General features: G+C 53.1%; 16 protein-coding genes. 1 reads left to right on the top strand and 15 read right to left on the bottom strand.

What is annotated here, in order from left to right; translation table 11 throughout:
- Positions 1-5 precede the first annotated feature (5 nt).
- The 8 genes from ACFSO0_RS17860 to prsW form a co-directional block, all read right to left on the bottom strand.
- Complete coding sequence (locus ACFSO0_RS17860; protein WP_376882551.1) at positions 6-641, bottom strand: YphA family membrane protein; 636 nt, start codon at positions 639-641, stop codon at positions 6-8.
- 78 nt (positions 642-719) lie between these two features.
- Positions 720-1,427: a beta/alpha barrel domain-containing protein gene (locus ACFSO0_RS17865; protein ID WP_376882553.1), complete on the bottom strand. Its 708-nt coding sequence runs from the start codon at positions 1,425-1,427 to the stop codon at positions 720-722.
- A gap of 174 nt (positions 1,428-1,601) precedes the next feature.
- The gene (gene rpsA, locus ACFSO0_RS17870) at positions 1,602-2,774 is read right to left on the bottom strand and encodes a 30S ribosomal protein S1 (RefSeq protein WP_376882554.1); all 1,173 of its coding nucleotides are present in this window, start codon (positions 2,772-2,774) and stop codon (positions 1,602-1,604) included.
- Positions 2,775-2,963: 189 nt separating this feature from the next.
- Complete coding sequence (locus ACFSO0_RS17875; RefSeq protein ID WP_376882556.1) at positions 2,964-3,557, bottom strand: lysophospholipid acyltransferase family protein; 594 nt, start codon at positions 3,555-3,557, stop codon at positions 2,964-2,966.
- Entirely contained in the window at positions 3,554-4,225 is a 672-nt protein-coding gene (cmk, locus tag ACFSO0_RS17880) for a (d)CMP kinase (protein WP_376882559.1), read from the bottom strand. Before cmk ends, ACFSO0_RS17875 begins: the two co-directional genes overlap by 4 nt.
- Positions 4,226-4,572: 347 nt before the next feature.
- The gene (locus tag ACFSO0_RS17885; protein WP_376882561.1) at positions 4,573-5,256 is read right to left on the bottom strand and encodes a flagellar brake protein; all 684 of its coding nucleotides are present in this window, start codon (positions 5,254-5,256) and stop codon (positions 4,573-4,575) included.
- 136 nt (positions 5,257-5,392) lie between these two features.
- Positions 5,393-6,742, bottom strand: coding sequence for a germination protein YpeB (gene ypeB, locus ACFSO0_RS17890; RefSeq protein WP_376882563.1), 1,350 nt, complete (start codon positions 6,740-6,742; stop codon positions 5,393-5,395).
- 471 nt (positions 6,743-7,213) lie between these two features.
- Entirely contained in the window at positions 7,214-7,888 is a 675-nt protein-coding gene (prsW, locus tag ACFSO0_RS17895; protein ID WP_376882566.1) for a glutamic-type intramembrane protease PrsW, read from the bottom strand.
- An 83-nt stretch (positions 7,889-7,971) separates the two neighbouring features.
- On the opposite strand from prsW, the gene ACFSO0_RS17900 reads away from it, so the two are divergent.
- Positions 7,972-8,943: an asparaginase gene (locus ACFSO0_RS17900; protein ID WP_376883255.1), complete on the top strand. Its 972-nt coding sequence runs from the start codon at positions 7,972-7,974 to the stop codon at positions 8,941-8,943.
- A 114-nt stretch (positions 8,944-9,057) separates the two neighbouring features.
- On the opposite strand, the gene ACFSO0_RS17905 is transcribed toward ACFSO0_RS17900, so the two are convergent.
- From ACFSO0_RS17905 to ACFSO0_RS17935, 7 genes are all read right to left on the bottom strand, one after another.
- On the bottom strand, positions 9,058-10,290 hold the full coding sequence (locus ACFSO0_RS17905) for a Glu/Leu/Phe/Val family dehydrogenase (protein ID WP_376883257.1): 1,233 nt from the start codon (positions 10,288-10,290) through the stop codon (positions 9,058-9,060).
- A 550-nt stretch (positions 10,291-10,840) separates the two neighbouring features.
- Positions 10,841-11,443, bottom strand: a complete 603-nt coding sequence (locus ACFSO0_RS17910) for a genetic competence negative regulator (RefSeq protein WP_376882568.1) — start codon at positions 11,441-11,443, stop codon at positions 10,841-10,843.
- A gap of 222 nt (positions 11,444-11,665) precedes the next feature.
- Positions 11,666-12,592: an NAD(P)/FAD-dependent oxidoreductase gene (locus ACFSO0_RS17915; protein ID WP_376882570.1), complete on the bottom strand. Its 927-nt coding sequence runs from the start codon at positions 12,590-12,592 to the stop codon at positions 11,666-11,668.
- 73 nt (positions 12,593-12,665) lie between these two features.
- Positions 12,666-13,337, bottom strand: a complete 672-nt coding sequence (locus ACFSO0_RS17920) for a LysM peptidoglycan-binding domain-containing protein (RefSeq protein WP_376882572.1) — start codon at positions 13,335-13,337, stop codon at positions 12,666-12,668.
- A gap of 65 nt (positions 13,338-13,402) precedes the next feature.
- Positions 13,403-13,963 carry a CPBP family intramembrane glutamic endopeptidase gene (locus tag ACFSO0_RS17925; protein ID WP_376882575.1) on the bottom strand — a complete coding sequence of 187 codons (561 nt, stop codon included), beginning with the start codon at positions 13,961-13,963 and terminating at the stop codon, positions 13,403-13,405.
- Positions 13,964-13,982: 19 nt separating this feature from the next.
- Positions 13,983-15,512: a RecQ family ATP-dependent DNA helicase gene (locus ACFSO0_RS17930; protein WP_376882578.1), complete on the bottom strand. Its 1,530-nt coding sequence runs from the start codon at positions 15,510-15,512 to the stop codon at positions 13,983-13,985.
- Complete coding sequence (locus tag ACFSO0_RS17935) at positions 15,509-16,621, bottom strand: YpbB family protein (RefSeq protein ID WP_376882580.1); 1,113 nt, start codon at positions 16,619-16,621, stop codon at positions 15,509-15,511. Before ACFSO0_RS17935 ends, ACFSO0_RS17930 begins: the two co-directional genes overlap by 4 nt.
- Positions 16,622-16,768: the final 147 nt, after the last annotated feature.

A 16,768-nucleotide genomic window follows, 5' to 3' on the forward strand; every position in this document is an offset into this window, starting at 1 on the left:
AGCGCTCATCCCCTTTTCTGATTGGACGAGGCGGATTCGGTTTTCCGCCCTTTCGTGATACGTATGACGGCCAACCGCACAATGCTTGCGACCGTCCAGAGAGAGACTGTGCTCCACAGCAAGTCTTGGGAAAAGTCATCTCCCAGCCGGCACGTACCGGAAAGCTTCCACATAAACAGCGAGTAAAGCAAGTCCGCAAGCGGCAAGGAAACCATCACCTGAAACAGCTGCGCCCCGCCATGACGGCTCATCACAAAAATGGACAAGATCGCCGCTGTCGGGAGGATGACACGCTCATCCCAGAAGAGCAATACAGGGTCGATAAAAAACAGCCATCTCAACCAAAACAGCAAGATGGCCGTGGCACAGGCTCCCACCAGATACAGCCTGCACAAAACAGGCAGTCTGGCGTACAGGCAAACGCTGGCGATGAACGGAAGCAGCATGCCGCTCAGGCTGACTTCAACCGGTGCAAAATACAGCTTCCAGGAAACAAAGGTAGAAAGCAAAAAGGCGCAAATAAACGCGAGTACAGGCTTGCGCCGCAGTCCCATTTCTTGCAGCTGTGCATCCATGCTCCCCATCCAGACGAGACAAAGCAGGCTCCACTGGATGAGGAGTGCAATGGTACCGTCGTTCATGTTCATCTCCTCAAAAGTGGTGGTCTCCCCAAAGTATGCCTCAAGTCCCAACCTTTCATGAGTCGATGCTTTGCCCGCTCACGCCTTTTGCGCCCATTCCCCCAGCGCAATCGCCTTGGCTGCATCCAGGTCGTGCCGAATCCCTCCGGTCGCGATGAGACTTAGCCCTTCTGCTTTGACACATGAAGCCTCCAACAGACTTTCTACGGTACTCAATCCCCAGTCCTCGAACATCCATAACGGCTCGTCCCGGCGCATATTTTCGACCTTCGCAAAGTTTGTTCCACCCTTGCCGCCGACATCGATGAGAGAAATGCCTGCCTGCTGCAGCTCCTGCATGACATTCAAATGAATTTGCAGCCCGTCCGCCTCCAGCATCTCGACAGCAGCTGACGCTTCTGCCACGGTCGCTTCGGCTCCGATGTTGGCAAATACGATCCCGTGCGGATTCTCCTTCCGCACTACACAATAGCTGTCCCGTACGCCCTGATCTCGCAACGCCGCCATCTGCGAGCCGACAACCATCGCCAATCCACGTTCCCGCGCGATGACGGCGAGCTTCCGGTTGATCGTCGTCGTCGCATCTGCTCCCCCGGTCATGGCATTGATCTGGATCGGCGACGCCAGACGAAAGGGTCCCAGATCGCAAGCAAGGGAAGTGCTCTCATACGGAATGCCTGGCAAACTGTTCGGGACAAAGCTCACGTCGTCAAAAGCATTGCGTGCAAATGGGTTGGTGGATAAAGCATGTTGAATATGCTCTAGCTTGCGTACAGAACGATCCAATCTGATTTCCTACTCTGCCCTGCACCATGCGGCATCATCCTGGAAATAATGGGCGGCTCCAACCCTTATGGCGGTGCCTTCGCTTCACTCGTGTACCGGAATCCGATACATTCCTGCATAAATATAAAAAGAGGACACGCCAGACGCGTATCCCCCATCTTTTCAGTCAAATGCTTACTTGAACTTGTCTTTCAGGTCACCGAACAGCTCGCCCAGCGTCACACCCATAGGCTGGTTGTTCTCTTGCTGGAATTGCTGCTGCTCTTTTTTGCTGGCGCGTTCTGCCTGCTCGGCACGATCTTCCTCGACTGCGCGGATGCTCAGGCTGATGCGCTGCTCTTGCGGAACAACATCGAGAACTTTCACTTGTACTTCCTGGCCTTCCTTGAGCACTTCACCTGGCGTGTTTACACGGCGATTGGCGATTTGGGAAATGTGCACCAGACCTTCGACGCCAGGAGCCACCTCCACGAATGCACCAAAGGAAACCAGCCGCTTCACGGTACCTGTCACGATCGAACCGGCTTTGAACTCTTCTGCGACCTTCGCCCAAGGACCTGCTTGCGTTTCCTTGATGCTCAGCCCGATCCGCTCGTTTGCCTTGTCGACCTTCAGGACTTTCACCGTTACTTTGTCGCCCTCTTTTACAACATCGGACGGTTTTTCCACACGGTTCCACGCCAGCTCGGAGACGTGTACCAATCCGTCGACTCCGCCGATGTCAACAAATACACCGAAGTCGGTCATGCGCTGAACGGTACCTTCCAGGATTTGGCCTGGCTGAATTGATTCGAGCACTTTTTGCTTTTGCTGTTTGGCTTCCTCTTCCAGCACTGCTTTGTGGGAAAGGATAACCTTGTTCTTTTCCTTATCCATTTCCACGACTTTGAGGGTCAGCGTTTTGCCTTTGTAGTCGGAGAAATCTTCAACGAAATGGCGCTCCACCATGGAAGCCGGAATGAAGCCGCGGACGCCGACGTCTACTACCAGGCCGCCCTTCACAACTTCCTTGACAGTTGCTTCAATGATCTCGCCGGATTGCATTTTTTGCTCCAGCTCAGCCCAGGCAGATGCCATCGCAACTGCTTTCTTGGATACGACGAGCTCTTCCTTTTCATCGTTCAGCTTAATGACCTTTACATCAAAAGTGTCGCCGACAGCTACAACGTCAGAGACTTTTTCTACATGCAACGGGGAAAGTTCGCTGATCGGAATAAGACCGTCGTATTTGTAGCCTACATCCACTAATGCCTGTTTGTCCTCTACTTTCGTAACGGTCGCTTTTACGACATCCCCCACGGAAACCGTCGCTGCATCTGTAAGACTTACGTTCGTTTCTTCCATCATCCAAAAAACCTCCTTAAATACCATCCAGTCCCAGGCCATCTATGTAGACGTTACAAATTCACCACGTTACAAGAAGCGGGAGCATGTATATTTTTAACTGCCGCCCGAAGGCTCGCAGTTCCTGCTGATGAAGCCAGTATGTTCCAGTAGAATTAGTATTCTACCCATCGGTAATTCTATACCGCCTGCCTAGAAGCGATGCTGATCGTGCAACTCCCGGATGCGCTGCATGATCAGGTCAGTCGTCTGTTTCAACGTATCGGCGCTCGGCTTGGCCTCACGCAGTTGGGTGAGATCGATCGGCTCGCCGTATACGATCTTGATGGGGCGGAACAGGCGGTAAGGCCCGATGATCGCGACAGGAATCACTGTCGCTTGCGATTTGAGTGCAAACATCGCTGTCCCCGGCATTCCTTCACCCAGTTCTCCTGTTTTGCTGCGCGTTCCTTCGGGGAAGATTCCCAAGACTTTTCCATCTTCCAACAATTTCAACGTCGTGCGGATCGCCGCACGGTCGCCAGCTCCACGCTTCACGGGGAAGGCGCCGAACTTCGTAATCAAAAAGGACAGCACAGGGATACGGAAAAGCTCTTCTTTGGCCATGAAGTTCACCATGCGTTCAATGCCCGAGCCGAGCAAGGGAGGGTCCCACAGCGAAATATGATTGGCACAAAGAATGACTGGGCCTTCCTTAGGTATATGTTCCCGCCCGATCACTTGCCATCGAAAGACAAGCGAAAAAATAATCCGAAAAAAGCTGCGAAAAGTACGATAATAGCTCACAGGGTTGACTCTCCCATTCGCTCGCAAATTTGCAGGATTTTTTCCACTACCTGATCAATGGTCATCCCTGTCGTGTCCACCAGGACGGCATCTTCCGCCTGGCGCAAAGGAGCCACTTCTCTGTTCATGTCGCGAAAGTCCCGCTCTTCAATCTCTTTTTCCAGATCAGCCAACTGTGCCGAGCTGCCTTTTGCGAGCAATTCTTTCCATCTTCTCTCCGCCCGCTCCCGGATGGAAGCGGTCAGATAAATCTTGACCTCGGCGTCAGGTAACACATGTGTGCCGATGTCTCTGCCGTCCATGACGACGTTGCCCTGCCTTGCCAAATTTCTCTGCAGCACCAGCATCTGTTCACGAACGGCACCGTAGCTGGCTACGATGGACGCGTACTGGCTCACTTCCGGCGTACGAATCCAGTCAGTCACATCGGTGTCATTCCAGTACACATGCTGTTGTCCAGCTCTGCGAACCAGGCGGATTTCGTTGTTTTGCAACAGTTCGGAAACTGCCGATTCATCGTCGACCGGAAGCTGGTAATGGAGCACCGCCCAAGCCAAGGCGCGATACATAGAACCGGTATCGATGTACACATATTCCAGTCTGTTTGCAACTTTCCCTGCGACAGTGCTTTTTCCTGCTCCCGCTGGTCCATCAATGGCAATGTTCATTTGCATCCTCACCTGCTATGTACAGTAATTCTGAAAGGGAATAGAAACAAGAAAAGCTTCTGTCGAAGCCCCTGCTACCCGTGACTGTTTCTATGTTATCTATAATAGTACCATAGTATGGAAGCATGCGCAAACCCTCAACGGTGCCGCGAAACTCCCTCCAGGCGCTCCGTTTCGACGAAGATCGCCCGCATCGGTACATATTGAATGAGAATTTCCCCAATGATAAGTCCAATTGCACAAACTACAATTCCGGTCATGATGATTTTTTCCACACGTCCTGCGAAACGTCGAAAGCGCTCATTGTACGGGCAAGTCATGGGGCCACTTCCTTTTGTACTTGTCTGTCATTGTGCCATGCCTTTATTGCGAAGCTCCAACTGCCGGTTGTAGCAGGCGCGAACTACCTTCGCCCTGTCCTGCTCGCTGATCTGGACGAATTTGCCGAAAATCCATTGATGCATCCCCTTTTTCTCGGCAGGTTTTTGCCGCACCACTTCCATGACGGCATATGCGTGCTGCACTTGCCCGGTCTTGCTCGGCATGGCGATCCAGACTTTCAGATTGTCGCCCGGCTGAATCCGGTATGTCTCGTCGCAGGAAAATGACATCCCTCCTCCGCTGATATCAATCGTTCTCGCCAAAAAATGGTAGGAGCGAATGGGGTCTTCGAGCTTGACGGCGATTTCCAGCGTAAATTCGATGCGCAAATAGTTGCGCCGCTGTGTCCGGTGAATCTCCTCTTTTGGCGGCAACTGCAAAAACAGCACCGGAATGTGTTCGATCTGTCTGCCGATAATGGCAGAATGAAACTCGTAGCAGGAGCCGTTTTCCCCTACGTACCAAACCTCGCATGCGTCACCTGCGCCAAACAAGCCTGTCCGCCCGGTCTTCTCGCTGGTCGGCAATTCGATCGAAGCGACGCCGTCTTTCAGATCTACGACCCGGCTCTTGAATGTCTGCCTCCTAGTATCATCAGAGGAACTGGTAAAAACAAGTCTGATTGTTTGTCCTACTCGTGGTAACAACATGCGGCAACATTTCCCCCTTATCCCTTCTCACGCTACTATTATATAACGCGCCCTTCTCGGACGGCAAATAGGGAAAGCCTTTGATTGGACAGGCTTTCCCCCGATTTTTCTGCATAAATTACCGCTCCGCATGGTCTTACTGCCCCGTATCCATTTTAACGACTTCTTCTTCGTCTCCGTTCAGGGCGTTGATGTAGATCATGTACGGACTGCCCTCAAAGCTGCATGCCATTTCCCACACCAGCACTTCTTTTCCATCGTTTTTCCCTTCGATCAAAGCAAGACGTTCGCTCGTCACCTTGACGCTCGGGTTTACCCGTTTCCTGGCTTGTTCCTTGGTGAGGCGGGGCTTGGACAGGATGCGCTTTTTGTGGTTGAACAAAAACTCCGTGGAGTTAAAGGCAGTGACTTCTCCGTTGTCCAGGGCTACTTCTACCGTGACGGAATCCGGGTAAATGCGGACGCCGTTTTGCTCGGGCACGAATGTGTACACTGCGCTGCGTTCGTAGCTGTCTGTTTCGGATACGACCATGTTGTCGAAGCCGTGCTGCTGCAAAAACCTGCGGCCGTGTTCTTCTGCCTGCTTCAAATCGAGCTTTTCTTCTCCGATTTGGCGTTCGTTCATCATCCAGACGACCTTGCCGCCGCGCTTCGTGACATCCAGATTGATCGCCTGCTTCTTCGCAGGGAGGGTGACTCGCACGCTGTAGGCGGAATACTCCTGACCCCTTCCGTTTTCATCTACTTCTACTTGCGCACCTTTGGCCATATCCCCCAGAAAGTCTACCGCTATTTTGCGGGCGTCTTCTTTGGTGATCGGTTTGCCGTCGATTCCTTTGATCCGTTGCTGCTTCTTTTTGTCCAGGCTTTGAATCCCGACGCCCCAGTCCAGATCCGGGTACTCCTGCACTTTCTTTTCAATCGTACGGAAGCCGTCGACGATCGTATTGTCGGATTTTTTGTCGTCAGAGGCAAGCGCTGTCTCTACCTCCATCCACCGCAGCTGCTTGTCGATCACATGGGACTGTACTCTGCGCAGCTCGTCCTGGATGTCTGCCGCATGCTTGTGCAAACTTTTCAACGTCGCGTACTCCTTGTCGGACAGCGGCTCTTTGTCCAGATCGCGCACCGCCACCCTGTAGGAAAAATCAGCGACGCGGGACAGCATCTCCTCCGTTTTGTTGAACGGCATGAGAGTCAGCGGCAATTGACCGACATCTGCCTGCGCCGCATAGGCGAGCCGCCACACATTCGTCAGCGTCGGGGTCATCTGGCGGCGCGTATTGACGACAAGCGATTTTCCCAGTTCGTCATGCAGCTTGTCCACATGGTAGGTCAGATCGTGAAAAGCCCGTTGGTAGGAGTTTTCTGCCTTGATCAGGACAGAGTTTTTCTCGTTGTGCTCCTGATACCCCCACATCCCCGCCCCTACCAATGCGACAAGCGCTACGGGCAACAGCACCCGTGCAGCAGCTCCGTAAACCATTCATTGTCCTCCTTTCAACGCTCAAACGCGTTATCGTCAAAAATACGTTTCCCAATCTTTTTGACTTGAGGCCTGCTCCAAATCCATTTGGATGTGACTGTGGCCGGGAATGCCCCAACAGCCGAATCCTCCTTGGCATGGATTGAAATCTTTGCATAGTGTTAGTGGAGGTAGATTGGTTTATGCATCGGATTGTCGGGGAGGATATAAGAAACTTGACTGCGCAAGGCTAGTGCGGGCTTTGAACGAAAAAGACCGATGCAAAGTCGCATCGGCCCTACCTCGTTTTCGGTTACGCTTCGTTGATGCTGAAGTGCTTGTCATTGTCGCACAAACACTGTCTGAACCCTGTCTCTATTTGCCCTCCCGGTTCCCTGCGACCGCGCAGGGTAAACTTTTCTCCACAGACATTACAGCGAATGGTCACTTTTGCTCGTTGGTTCTTCAACACGTCTCGTCTCCTCCTCTCATCTATTGTGGACGGGAAGAGAGCTTTTTAGAACCGTAATCGTGGGCACGCTGCACCTTTTTCAAGCCTTGCCACCAAAGGATAAGCATGAATGGCACGATGACCACGATCCAGTTTTGTACAGACAAAAAGATCGCGTTGTACAGCGCATGCAAACCAATCGGCAAAAGGACGGAAAGCCACAGCCAGATCCGCTCCTTACGCACGCCGCGCGAAAATTTTGCCAGCCCCAGGTAATAGCCCATCCACACGGCGAACAGGGCGTGGCTGGAAACCGGCAGCAACGCACGCCAAAACGCGATGTCCAACCCATTGAGAATGAGGTAAAACAGGTTTTCCAACGTGGCGAAGCCGAGCGACACCGCTACGGCATAAACGATCCCGTCATACGGTTCATCGAATTCTACGTGTTTGTACACCGTAAAGTAGATGACCATCCATTTGAAAAATTCCTCAACAAAAGCGGATTGAAATATTTCCGCAACAATGCCGTCCCGAAAGCCCCACTCATTCTGCATGATGTACTGGAGCACCATAATCGGGATGACGAGCAACACTCCAAAGATAAATGACCGGATGACCATCGAGATCGGCTCCGGCTCCAAACTGTCACGCAAGTAAAAGTAACTCAAAATAGCAATGCCGGGGGCCACTGCCGCTCCGATCATAGCAAGCATCTGCGTATTGCTCCTTTACACAAGGCTGATATTCATCGTACCATGAATACTGATTGATGAAAACCCGCTACAGGAGAGGAATCATTTTGAAAAACATATTGGTACTCAATACCGGCGGAACGATCGCCATGTCCGTGGACGACTCGGAAGGCGTAAAACCGCTGGATGATCAGGCAGTCAACAAAATTGTTCCCTTTCTCGAACGCTACGCCGCCATCACGATGAAAAACATTCTGAATCTGCCAAGCCCCCACATGACTCCTGCCATCATGAACCAGCTAAGACTGCTTATCGAAAGCGAGCTTGCCGCCTTCCCTTACGACGGTGTGGTCATCACGCACGGAACAGACACATTGGAAGAGACCGCATATTTTCTGGATCTGACCTTGTCGACCAGTGTTCCCGTCGTCGTCACCGGAGCCATGCGGAGCAGCAACGAGCTCGGGGCTGACGGTCCTGTCAATCTGATCTCATCCGTCCGGACGGCGGCTGACCCGGACAGCGTGAACAAAGGTGTCCTCGTCGTCTTCAATGACGAAATCCACGCGGCGTGCCATGTGACCAAGACACATACGAGCAACGTCGCCACTTTCCAATCGCCGCAGTACGGCCCGATCGGCACCATTGCCAAAAAACATGTGCACTACCATCACGCTCCCTTGATTCGCGAGCACTACACCATTTCTCATGCGAATGCAAATGTTCCTCTGATCAAGGCTGTCGCCGGGATGGACCCGTCGTGGCTGCAATTTTTACTGGAGCAAGCAATCGACGGCCTGGTCATCGAGGCGTTCGGACTGGGGAATCTCCCGCCTGCGATCCTCCCTACATTGAAACAGCTGCTGGAAAAAGGCGTCCCGATCGTCCTCGTCTCCCGCTGCTTCAACGGCCAGGTACAAGACGTATACGATTACGAAGGCGGCGGACGCCAGCTGAAACAGCTCGGAGTCATCTTCTCCAACGGACTGAACGGACAAAAAGCGCGTCTGAAGCTAATCGTAGCCTTGCAGCAGACACGCGACTTCACACAGCTCCAGCAGCTGTTCGATCGATAACCGCCCTTTTTCACATCTGCAAAAAAACATGTAGAAAAACCCCTCCTGCCAGGCGCAAGGAGGGGTAGCTTGTATTTAGATGATTATAGGTTATTCCATTCGGCAAGGAAGCGATTACACCCAACCGCGGAAACGGGAAGCCTCTGCCATTTTGCGTACACCTACCATGTAGGCGGAGAGACGCATGTCTACGCGGCGAGTTTGGGACAGGGAGTATACGTTTTCGAACGAACGAACCATCACTTGTTCCAGCTTTTGCTCGACTTCTTCTTCCGTCCAGTAGTAGCCCTGGTTGTTTTGTACCCACTCGAAGTAGGATACAGTCACGCCACCCGCACTCGCCAGTACGTCCGGAACAAGCAGAATGCCGCGTTCTGTCAAGATTTTCGTCGCTTCCAGTGTGGTTGGTCCGTTAGCGGCTTCCACCACGATCTGTGCTTTGATATTGTGCGCATTTGCTGCGGTAATTTGGTTTTCGATCGCAGCAGGCACCAGAATGTCGCATTCCAGTTCGAGCAGTTCCTTGTTCGTGATCGTGTTGTTGAACAGCTTGGTTACGGTACCGAACGAATCGCGGCGGTCCAGGAGGTAATCGATGTCCAGGCCGTTTGGATCGTACAGGGCTCCGTAAGCATCGGAGATTCCCACGACTTTTGCTCCAGCGTCGTGCATGAATTTCGCCAGGTAGCTGCCTGCGTTACCAAAGCCTTGAACGACGACACGAGCGCCTTTTACGTCAATGTTGCGGCGTTTTGCGGCTTCGCGGATGCAAATGGTTACCCCTTTCGCCGTTGCCGTTTCACGACCGTGCGAACCACCGAGCGCGATCGGTTTGCCCGTAATGAAGCCAGGGGAGTCAAATTCACGAATGCGGCTGTATTCGTCCATCATCCAAGCCATGATTTGCGAGTTCGTAAATACGTCTGGAGCCGGAATATCTTTGGTTGGACCAACAAGTTGGCTGATAGCGCGTACATAACCGCGGCTCAGTCGCTCCAATTCACGGAAAGACATTTCGCGCGGATCACAAATGATACCGCCCTTACCACCGCCATACGGCAGATCGACGATACCTGCTTTGAGGCTCATCCAGATAGAAAGTGCTTTAACTTCATCCTCTGTAACTTCCGGGTGGAAACGAATGCCCCCCTTGGTCGGACCCACAGCATCGTTATGCTGTGCGCGATAACCCGTAAACACCTTTACTTCGCCGTTATCCATGCGAACCGGAATGCGAACGGTCAAAACGCGCAGCGGTTCCTTCAAGAGTTCATACATCGATTCTTGGTAACCTAGTTTCTCCAGTGCTTCCTTGATCACCACTTGAGTAGATTGAAGCAAGTTCATGCTCTCCTGCTTTTCTTTCTCTTGGGTGCTTTCGGTTACCACGTCTTGATTACCCATTACTTACCACCTCAAAAATGTTATCGGTAAACGCAGCCTTTAGTATACATGTTTGTCCCCGCTATGAGAAGCTATAAAAAAACCTTTTTTCCAATTCGTAAGCGTTTTCGTCAGTTCGGCAGCATAATCATGCGATTTTTTCCCAAGCAGCAAAAGCGTTGATACAAGTAGTCAGGATTTGCCGTATGAGAGCCAAAGCCCGATAACAATCGCACATATAGCCTCCCCCAATCTCCCTGTTTCATTACCAGTTTGCAGGGATGGCCTTAGATTTCGGCGTCTGATTCTGAAAGTTTATTCATCGCAGTGATTTTGTAATAAATCCAGAAAAATATTTTTTCCCGTTCAGAAAACGTACCTTTCCGCATACATGCCGCTGCCGCCAAATATAGTGAGAAGCAGGAACGGTCTGTGCATGGGTAATGAGTCTTGACAACAGCAAAAGCACCTAGTGATTGACTAGGTGCTGTTTTTATCTTCCCCAGACATTTTTTTACAGGAAATGTCTGCATATTTCTTTCACTGCATCGTCTGCCACGACAACTTTTCCGTATTCCTCGAGCACGTAAATCGTTGTCGGCGTCGCTTCCCCGTACTCAGAGAGGATCGCAATCAGTTTGTGGTAGCGCTCCTGATCCAATTCCACTTCTTCCAGCACCAGGTAGTACTTTCCTTGGTAAAAGTAAGCGGAGCCTCCATTGGTCAACAGGGCATTGATGCGATGGGCTGCTTCGACCATATGCTCAAAATCGCGGAAGGCGTAGATAATCAGGTCGCTTTCTTCCAGGGTGACCTCAAGTTCATACACTTCTTCCTCATCGAATTCCTCTTCGTCTTTTCCTTCCTTCGAGCCGGTTTTGCCGCGAGTTACGATCACGACCATTCCCTGAGCTGGCAAGGCGAACACTTCAACGGCAACAGGCCCTGACACTTCAAACCCTAATTCATGGTATGCCTGTTCCATCATGTCGTTGAACAGTTCATGTACTTTAGGAATGTCACGCCACATGTCTTCTTTCTCTATCCCGCGCTCTGACAGGTCGTCAAACGTTAAAAAGATTCTTATCTTATCTTGACCAAGGCGTTCAACACGCATGACTGTCCCTCCTCGCCATCCAGTCGTACTACAAAATATGTTTGGAAGCCTGTAAGAGTTCTCCGCATTTTCCGACGAATACCTGCTAGCATTCATCCATTTTCTGAAATGCGAAGGAAATTCCGGGGGTAGTCCTATCATATCACATTTGTTTGCCGGAACATAGGCACCTTGCACTTCTCGGGTTTCTAAGCGGCTTGCACCAAAAGAAAAAACGCCGAACTACCGGCGTTCTGCAAGCTGTTTATCCTGATCCCGCAGCCGTTTTTGAATCCAGATAGCGGCCTGTGCCCCGTCTCCCATCGCGATTGCGACTTGTTGCGAATGCTCGGCAATATCGCCTACGGCCCATACATTCGGATGATCGGTCTCTTTCGTCCGCGGATTCGTCTGCACATGCCCCTTCTCATTGAACCGGATGGAAAAGGAGCGCAGCAGATCGGTTTGCGGCCTGGCCCCGGGAAAAGCCAGAAATGCCCTCGTGACGTCCAGCCGTCTCCCGGAGGACAGCTCCAGGCTTTGCAATGCTCCATCGACATGCAGCAATCTCGTGACCTTCTCATCGGCCAACCTGTACCCCTTTCTGGCCAGTTCGTGCTTCACAGCAGGCTCCACTTCGCTTCGGGCGTGGTTGACGATGCAGATTCCGGAGGTGTAAAAGGAAAGCTCATCGGCCATCTCCAGCGCCTGCGGCAGCGCACCGATGACAGCCGTATTTTGGGCGACGGTCTCATAGCCGTCACAATCCGGACAGAGAAAGATCGAGATCCCCAGACATTCGCCGATTCCCGGAATGTCAGGAAACGGGTCGCATATGCCTGTCGCCATGACCAGCGTCCTGGATTGGAGCGGGTCGGTCCTGAGCTTCGTATAGACGTAAAAACTGCCGTCACCGTTTGTCTCCAGCCTGACAACTTCCTCCTGCAAAAGCATCGCCCCGTATCGGACAGCTTGTTCCCTGCCGATCCGGCGCAAAGTCTCTCCGCTGACTCCGCCCTGGAAGCCAAGGACGTTCCGGTACGCCTTTGCTACCGTGGATCTGCCCCCGCGTACGTCCAGGACCGCCACACGGCGCTTGTTTCGCGCCAGCTGAATCGCTGTCTGCAATCCGCCAATACCGCCGCCAACAATGATTGTATCGTATCTCACTTGCGCTCTCCACCCGTCTTTGCGTTTCCCCATAGCATTACCCAGGCTATGCAAGGCCATAACTGGAGAGAGATTACTGCAGCAGCGGGACAAACACGACCGCGCCTGCCTTCAGTTGCGCTTCCAGAGACAGTCCGTTGTATTTGGCAATTCGCGCCACGTTGGAGTTATTGCCGTAATACTTGCGCGACAGCATGTAGAGCGTCTCGCCTTTTTGCACCACGTGCCTGATCGACTTTGGCTTTTTGCTGCCGGCACTGCTTCCTTTTGTTTGGGCAGGCGCACCGGCAGTCGCGATGGCCGCCTTGGTCGATGACCGGCTGGCCGGGGCAGCTGCATCCATGTTTCCTGTCGCGGCAGGTGCCCCTTTGGTCACGCTCGTTGCCGGAGACTGGGAAGCCGATGAAGCATCAGCCGGCACGGCCGCCGCTGAACCAGCAGACCCGGTACGAATTGCGGGCGCAGCTTCCGGCGAAACGCCATTGCTTGCAGCAGAAGCTGTCTGACCGTTCGCCGAAGCAGTGGTTGTGTTCTGGCTTTTTTCAGCCTCCTTGGGCATGGTCTGCGCGGAATTGCTGTCTGCTGCGGGCAGAGGAGCCGTGGCCTTGGCGGGAGGCTCGGCTGTCACTACCGGAGCATCCGTTCCTTTCGTATGATTCGTGTTGGCCTGGTACAGCTCGATGGCGATGACGCTGAAAAATACGGCGCCAAACAGGACCAGCCCGGATTGTATCCATTTTTTCAAAGAAAGTGTTCCTTTGGGCTTCTTCGAGCGGGAGCTGCGAGGGGGCAAGCCTGGTTGTTCAAAACTCACGGTTTCTTTCCCCATCCTTTCCAAAGTGAGTATTGAAGGTAATATGCCAGCAGCAAATCAATGATGATGTGCGCGGCGATCGAAGGCCACAGAGTGCCTGTGCGCTGAAACAGCAGCCCCAGAAGCAGGCTGGTGCCCATTACGCTAAGAAACAGTAACGGTTTTTTCAAATACCGAAAGTGAACCAGGCTAAAGATGACGCTCGTCCAAACATTTCCGACAAATGGCTGAATGACTCCCCGAAACAGCCACTCTTCCCCTACACCGACAGCGATGCAAACAAGCAAGGTCATGATTGGCGACATCTGCCCGAACACCATTTCATTCACTTGCCCATCGTCCTGCCAGTTGCTCGGCAGCCAGCGATCCATGGCGATGCTTGCCGCTACGATCAGGAGTGCGACACCCAGTGCCATGTTCATATCGGCCCAGTCCGGTTTTGCAAACAAAGCGGCAGTGCCGCTTGCTCCGTGAACGAGCCAGCTGCTGCCTGCTGCAATCCCCAGTACCATTCCTTGAGTCAGCCAGAGATTTAACCGTAGATTTGCTTCATCCATCTCCTGCCCTCACTGTTCATCACGGGTATGTTCCTCCTTTATTTTTCGGCAAAAGAACCTGCAAAGCCTGCTGCAAACTCCAACCGTTTTCCACTTTCTTAACGACAGGGACGCTCCGTCCGGCGCGATACGCTCCTCTGTCCAATCCGCAGCGGCTGCAGCAGTGCAGGGAAAAGCCCGACCCGTCTTGCCCGAAGTAGCGATTCAGCTTTTGGCGCAAACAATCCCCGCCAGGCTCTGCATAGGCGATCATTTCGCATAGCTTTCGCATTTTCAGCCGCTTTCGCTTTTCAGTCTCCAGCCAGATTCTGTGCACATGCTCCTGCGGGTCACCGGACGCAGCAGCTGCTTGCCCCACACCCGTTTGCTCTATGTAAAACGTGAGCAGTTGAACCATATCCTCGGACATGTCCAGCGCGGTCAATGCCTCGCTGTTCATCTGCCGACCGTTGGCGTACCAGTTGTAAAATTGCATCACTTGCAGTTGTGTCGGATATTCCTTCTCTACCATGTGCTGGTGAATGTGACCGTCGTCCTCGGAGCAGAACAGGACCGCGTATCCCGGCTGTCCGTCTCGCCCTACGCGCCCGATCTCCTGCGCGTACGCCTCCATGCTCGCCGGCAGCTGATAGTGGATCACATACCGGATATCCGGCTTGTCGATGCCCATACCAAATGCGTTGGTAGCAACGATGACATCCAGTTCTCCGGAAAGAAATTGCGACTGGATGAGCATGCGCTCCATGCTCTCCATGCCGCCGTGATAGCCGTGTACCCGTTTCGTGCCCTCCAGTTCGTAAGCAGCTGTCAGCACTTCGACGGCATTGCGCGTGCTGCAATAAACGATGCCCGGTCCCTGAAGCTCGTCCATCAGACGCATGACTTGCCCGCGGCGCTTCTCTTCATCCTGGACCACGACCAGGTCCAGCGCGATATTCTCGCGGTTCAGCGGCTGTGCGATCACACCTTCCCAAGGGATGTCCAGCAGTTCGCTGATTTCCCGGCGAACATCCGCTGTGGCTGTAGCCGTCACCGCCAGCACGGGGGGATTGCCGATCTGGCGGATCGCGTCAGGCAATCGCAAATAATCGGTGCGGAAATCATGGCCCCACTGGGAAATGCAGTGCGCTTCATCAATTGCTACGAGAGACACGCCCACCCGTCGAAGGACGGCCTGCACGTACGGCTGCTGCAGCTTTTCCGGGGACACGTAGAGCAGCTTGTACGCCCCGGCGGCCAGCTCTCGCAAAATTTCTTTCGACTCCGCGTAGTCCTGCGCGCTGTTCAAATAGACAGCCGCCATTTTCCTGCGCGTCCGCAGCTGCTGCACCTGGTCGATCATCAAGGAAATCAAAGGAGAAACAACGACAGTAATCCCCGGCAACAAGAGGGCCGGCAGCTGGTAGGTCACCGATTTTCCCCCGCCGGTCGCCAAAATCGCGAGCGTATTTTCCCCCTTTAGCACACGCTCGATAACTTCCTGTTGTCCAGGGCGAAATGATGAGTACCCGAAATGGGTGTGCAGTTTTTCGTGAAGCAGGCTGTTCATGTTTCCTTCGCCCCCTGTCTGCGGGCCAAAGCAAGCCGAATCTGCAAATACGATACGGATGCCCCCAGCCGATCTTTGATCAGGCGCAGCCTGCTCGTCTGCAACTGTTCGCTCATGCGGACAATCTGCTCGCCCAAAGCCGGGTCAAGGTAAGGGGAATAGTCCCACTCCGGGCAGCGCAGAGCGATCTCGGCCAGGTGATCCTCGACCGTGCTCTGCTTGATTTTCCTCACTGCCGCAATTTCCGCGATACTCAGCCCCCGCTGAACCAGCGCATATGTGCGGGCTGCGCTCTCTGTCAAGCGCGCGTCTCGTTTGTCCGCCTGCACGACGAGCCGGGAGAGCAGCGGGAACTGCTCTGCCTCTGCTTGCAGACGGCGAATCGACATCGCAAGCCCATAGCGGAACGGGAGGTGCAGATAGTACGGGGATTCGTTCTGCTGCGTAACTAACTGCCCTAACGTTTTCCCTACCTGGGACGCTCCTGACAGCTGCCCGGCTAGCAGCATCTGCACTTTCTTCGGCAAGTCGCCCCACAGCATCAGCAGCTCGTCCCCAAGCTGCTCCTGCCAGATTGCCCGCGCCCGCTGGTAAGCAAGCTGTTCCTTTACCCAGCACTGCACTTTTTTGTCGGTGACCACAGGCAAAAAGCCAAGATCCCCCGCAAGCAGCTGCGATACCGTCTGGACGAGCAGATGCAGCCGCTGCCAAAACAGCTCGGTTCGTTCCGCCATCCCCGAATCGGTAAAGGGGGCATTCCATTTTTCCAACTCGTATTTGGATCGCCATTCCGCTGCCTGGCGACTGCCGATTTCCGTGACCAGAAACGAAGGCTTCGCATTCCCGCCGAGTCCAGTCAGCGGCACGACGAGTCTATTTTGCAACAAAGTTGAAATAATTTTGTCCCAATCCTCTTTTGGAAAACGCGGAAACATCCGATAATACGGATAAAGGTGGTACAAATGCACGTCTTGCAAAGTCTGATTGGCTTTACGGCCCCGCAAAATGTAGTAGGCCGCCTGGAGCGTTCGCTCGCTGGCAAGCGGGATCAAGGCATTTAAGGCTACAGCGCAAAGAAACTCCTGTGCCGGCATACTTCGATTGTTCATTGGTACTCCTTTACAAGCTCTATCTTTTATCATCGATTGGTTGCAATCACTGTATGGAGGATTTTTATGGCAAAGCGATTGAAAAAGTCAGAATTTATGATGGCATATATGATCATCATAACACTTGCTTGTACTGTTGGTGGATTT

This window comes from Brevibacillus sp. GCM10020057 (genome assembly GCF_042683565.1).
Classification (GTDB): domain Bacteria; phylum Bacillota; class Bacilli; order Brevibacillales; family Brevibacillaceae; genus Brevibacillus.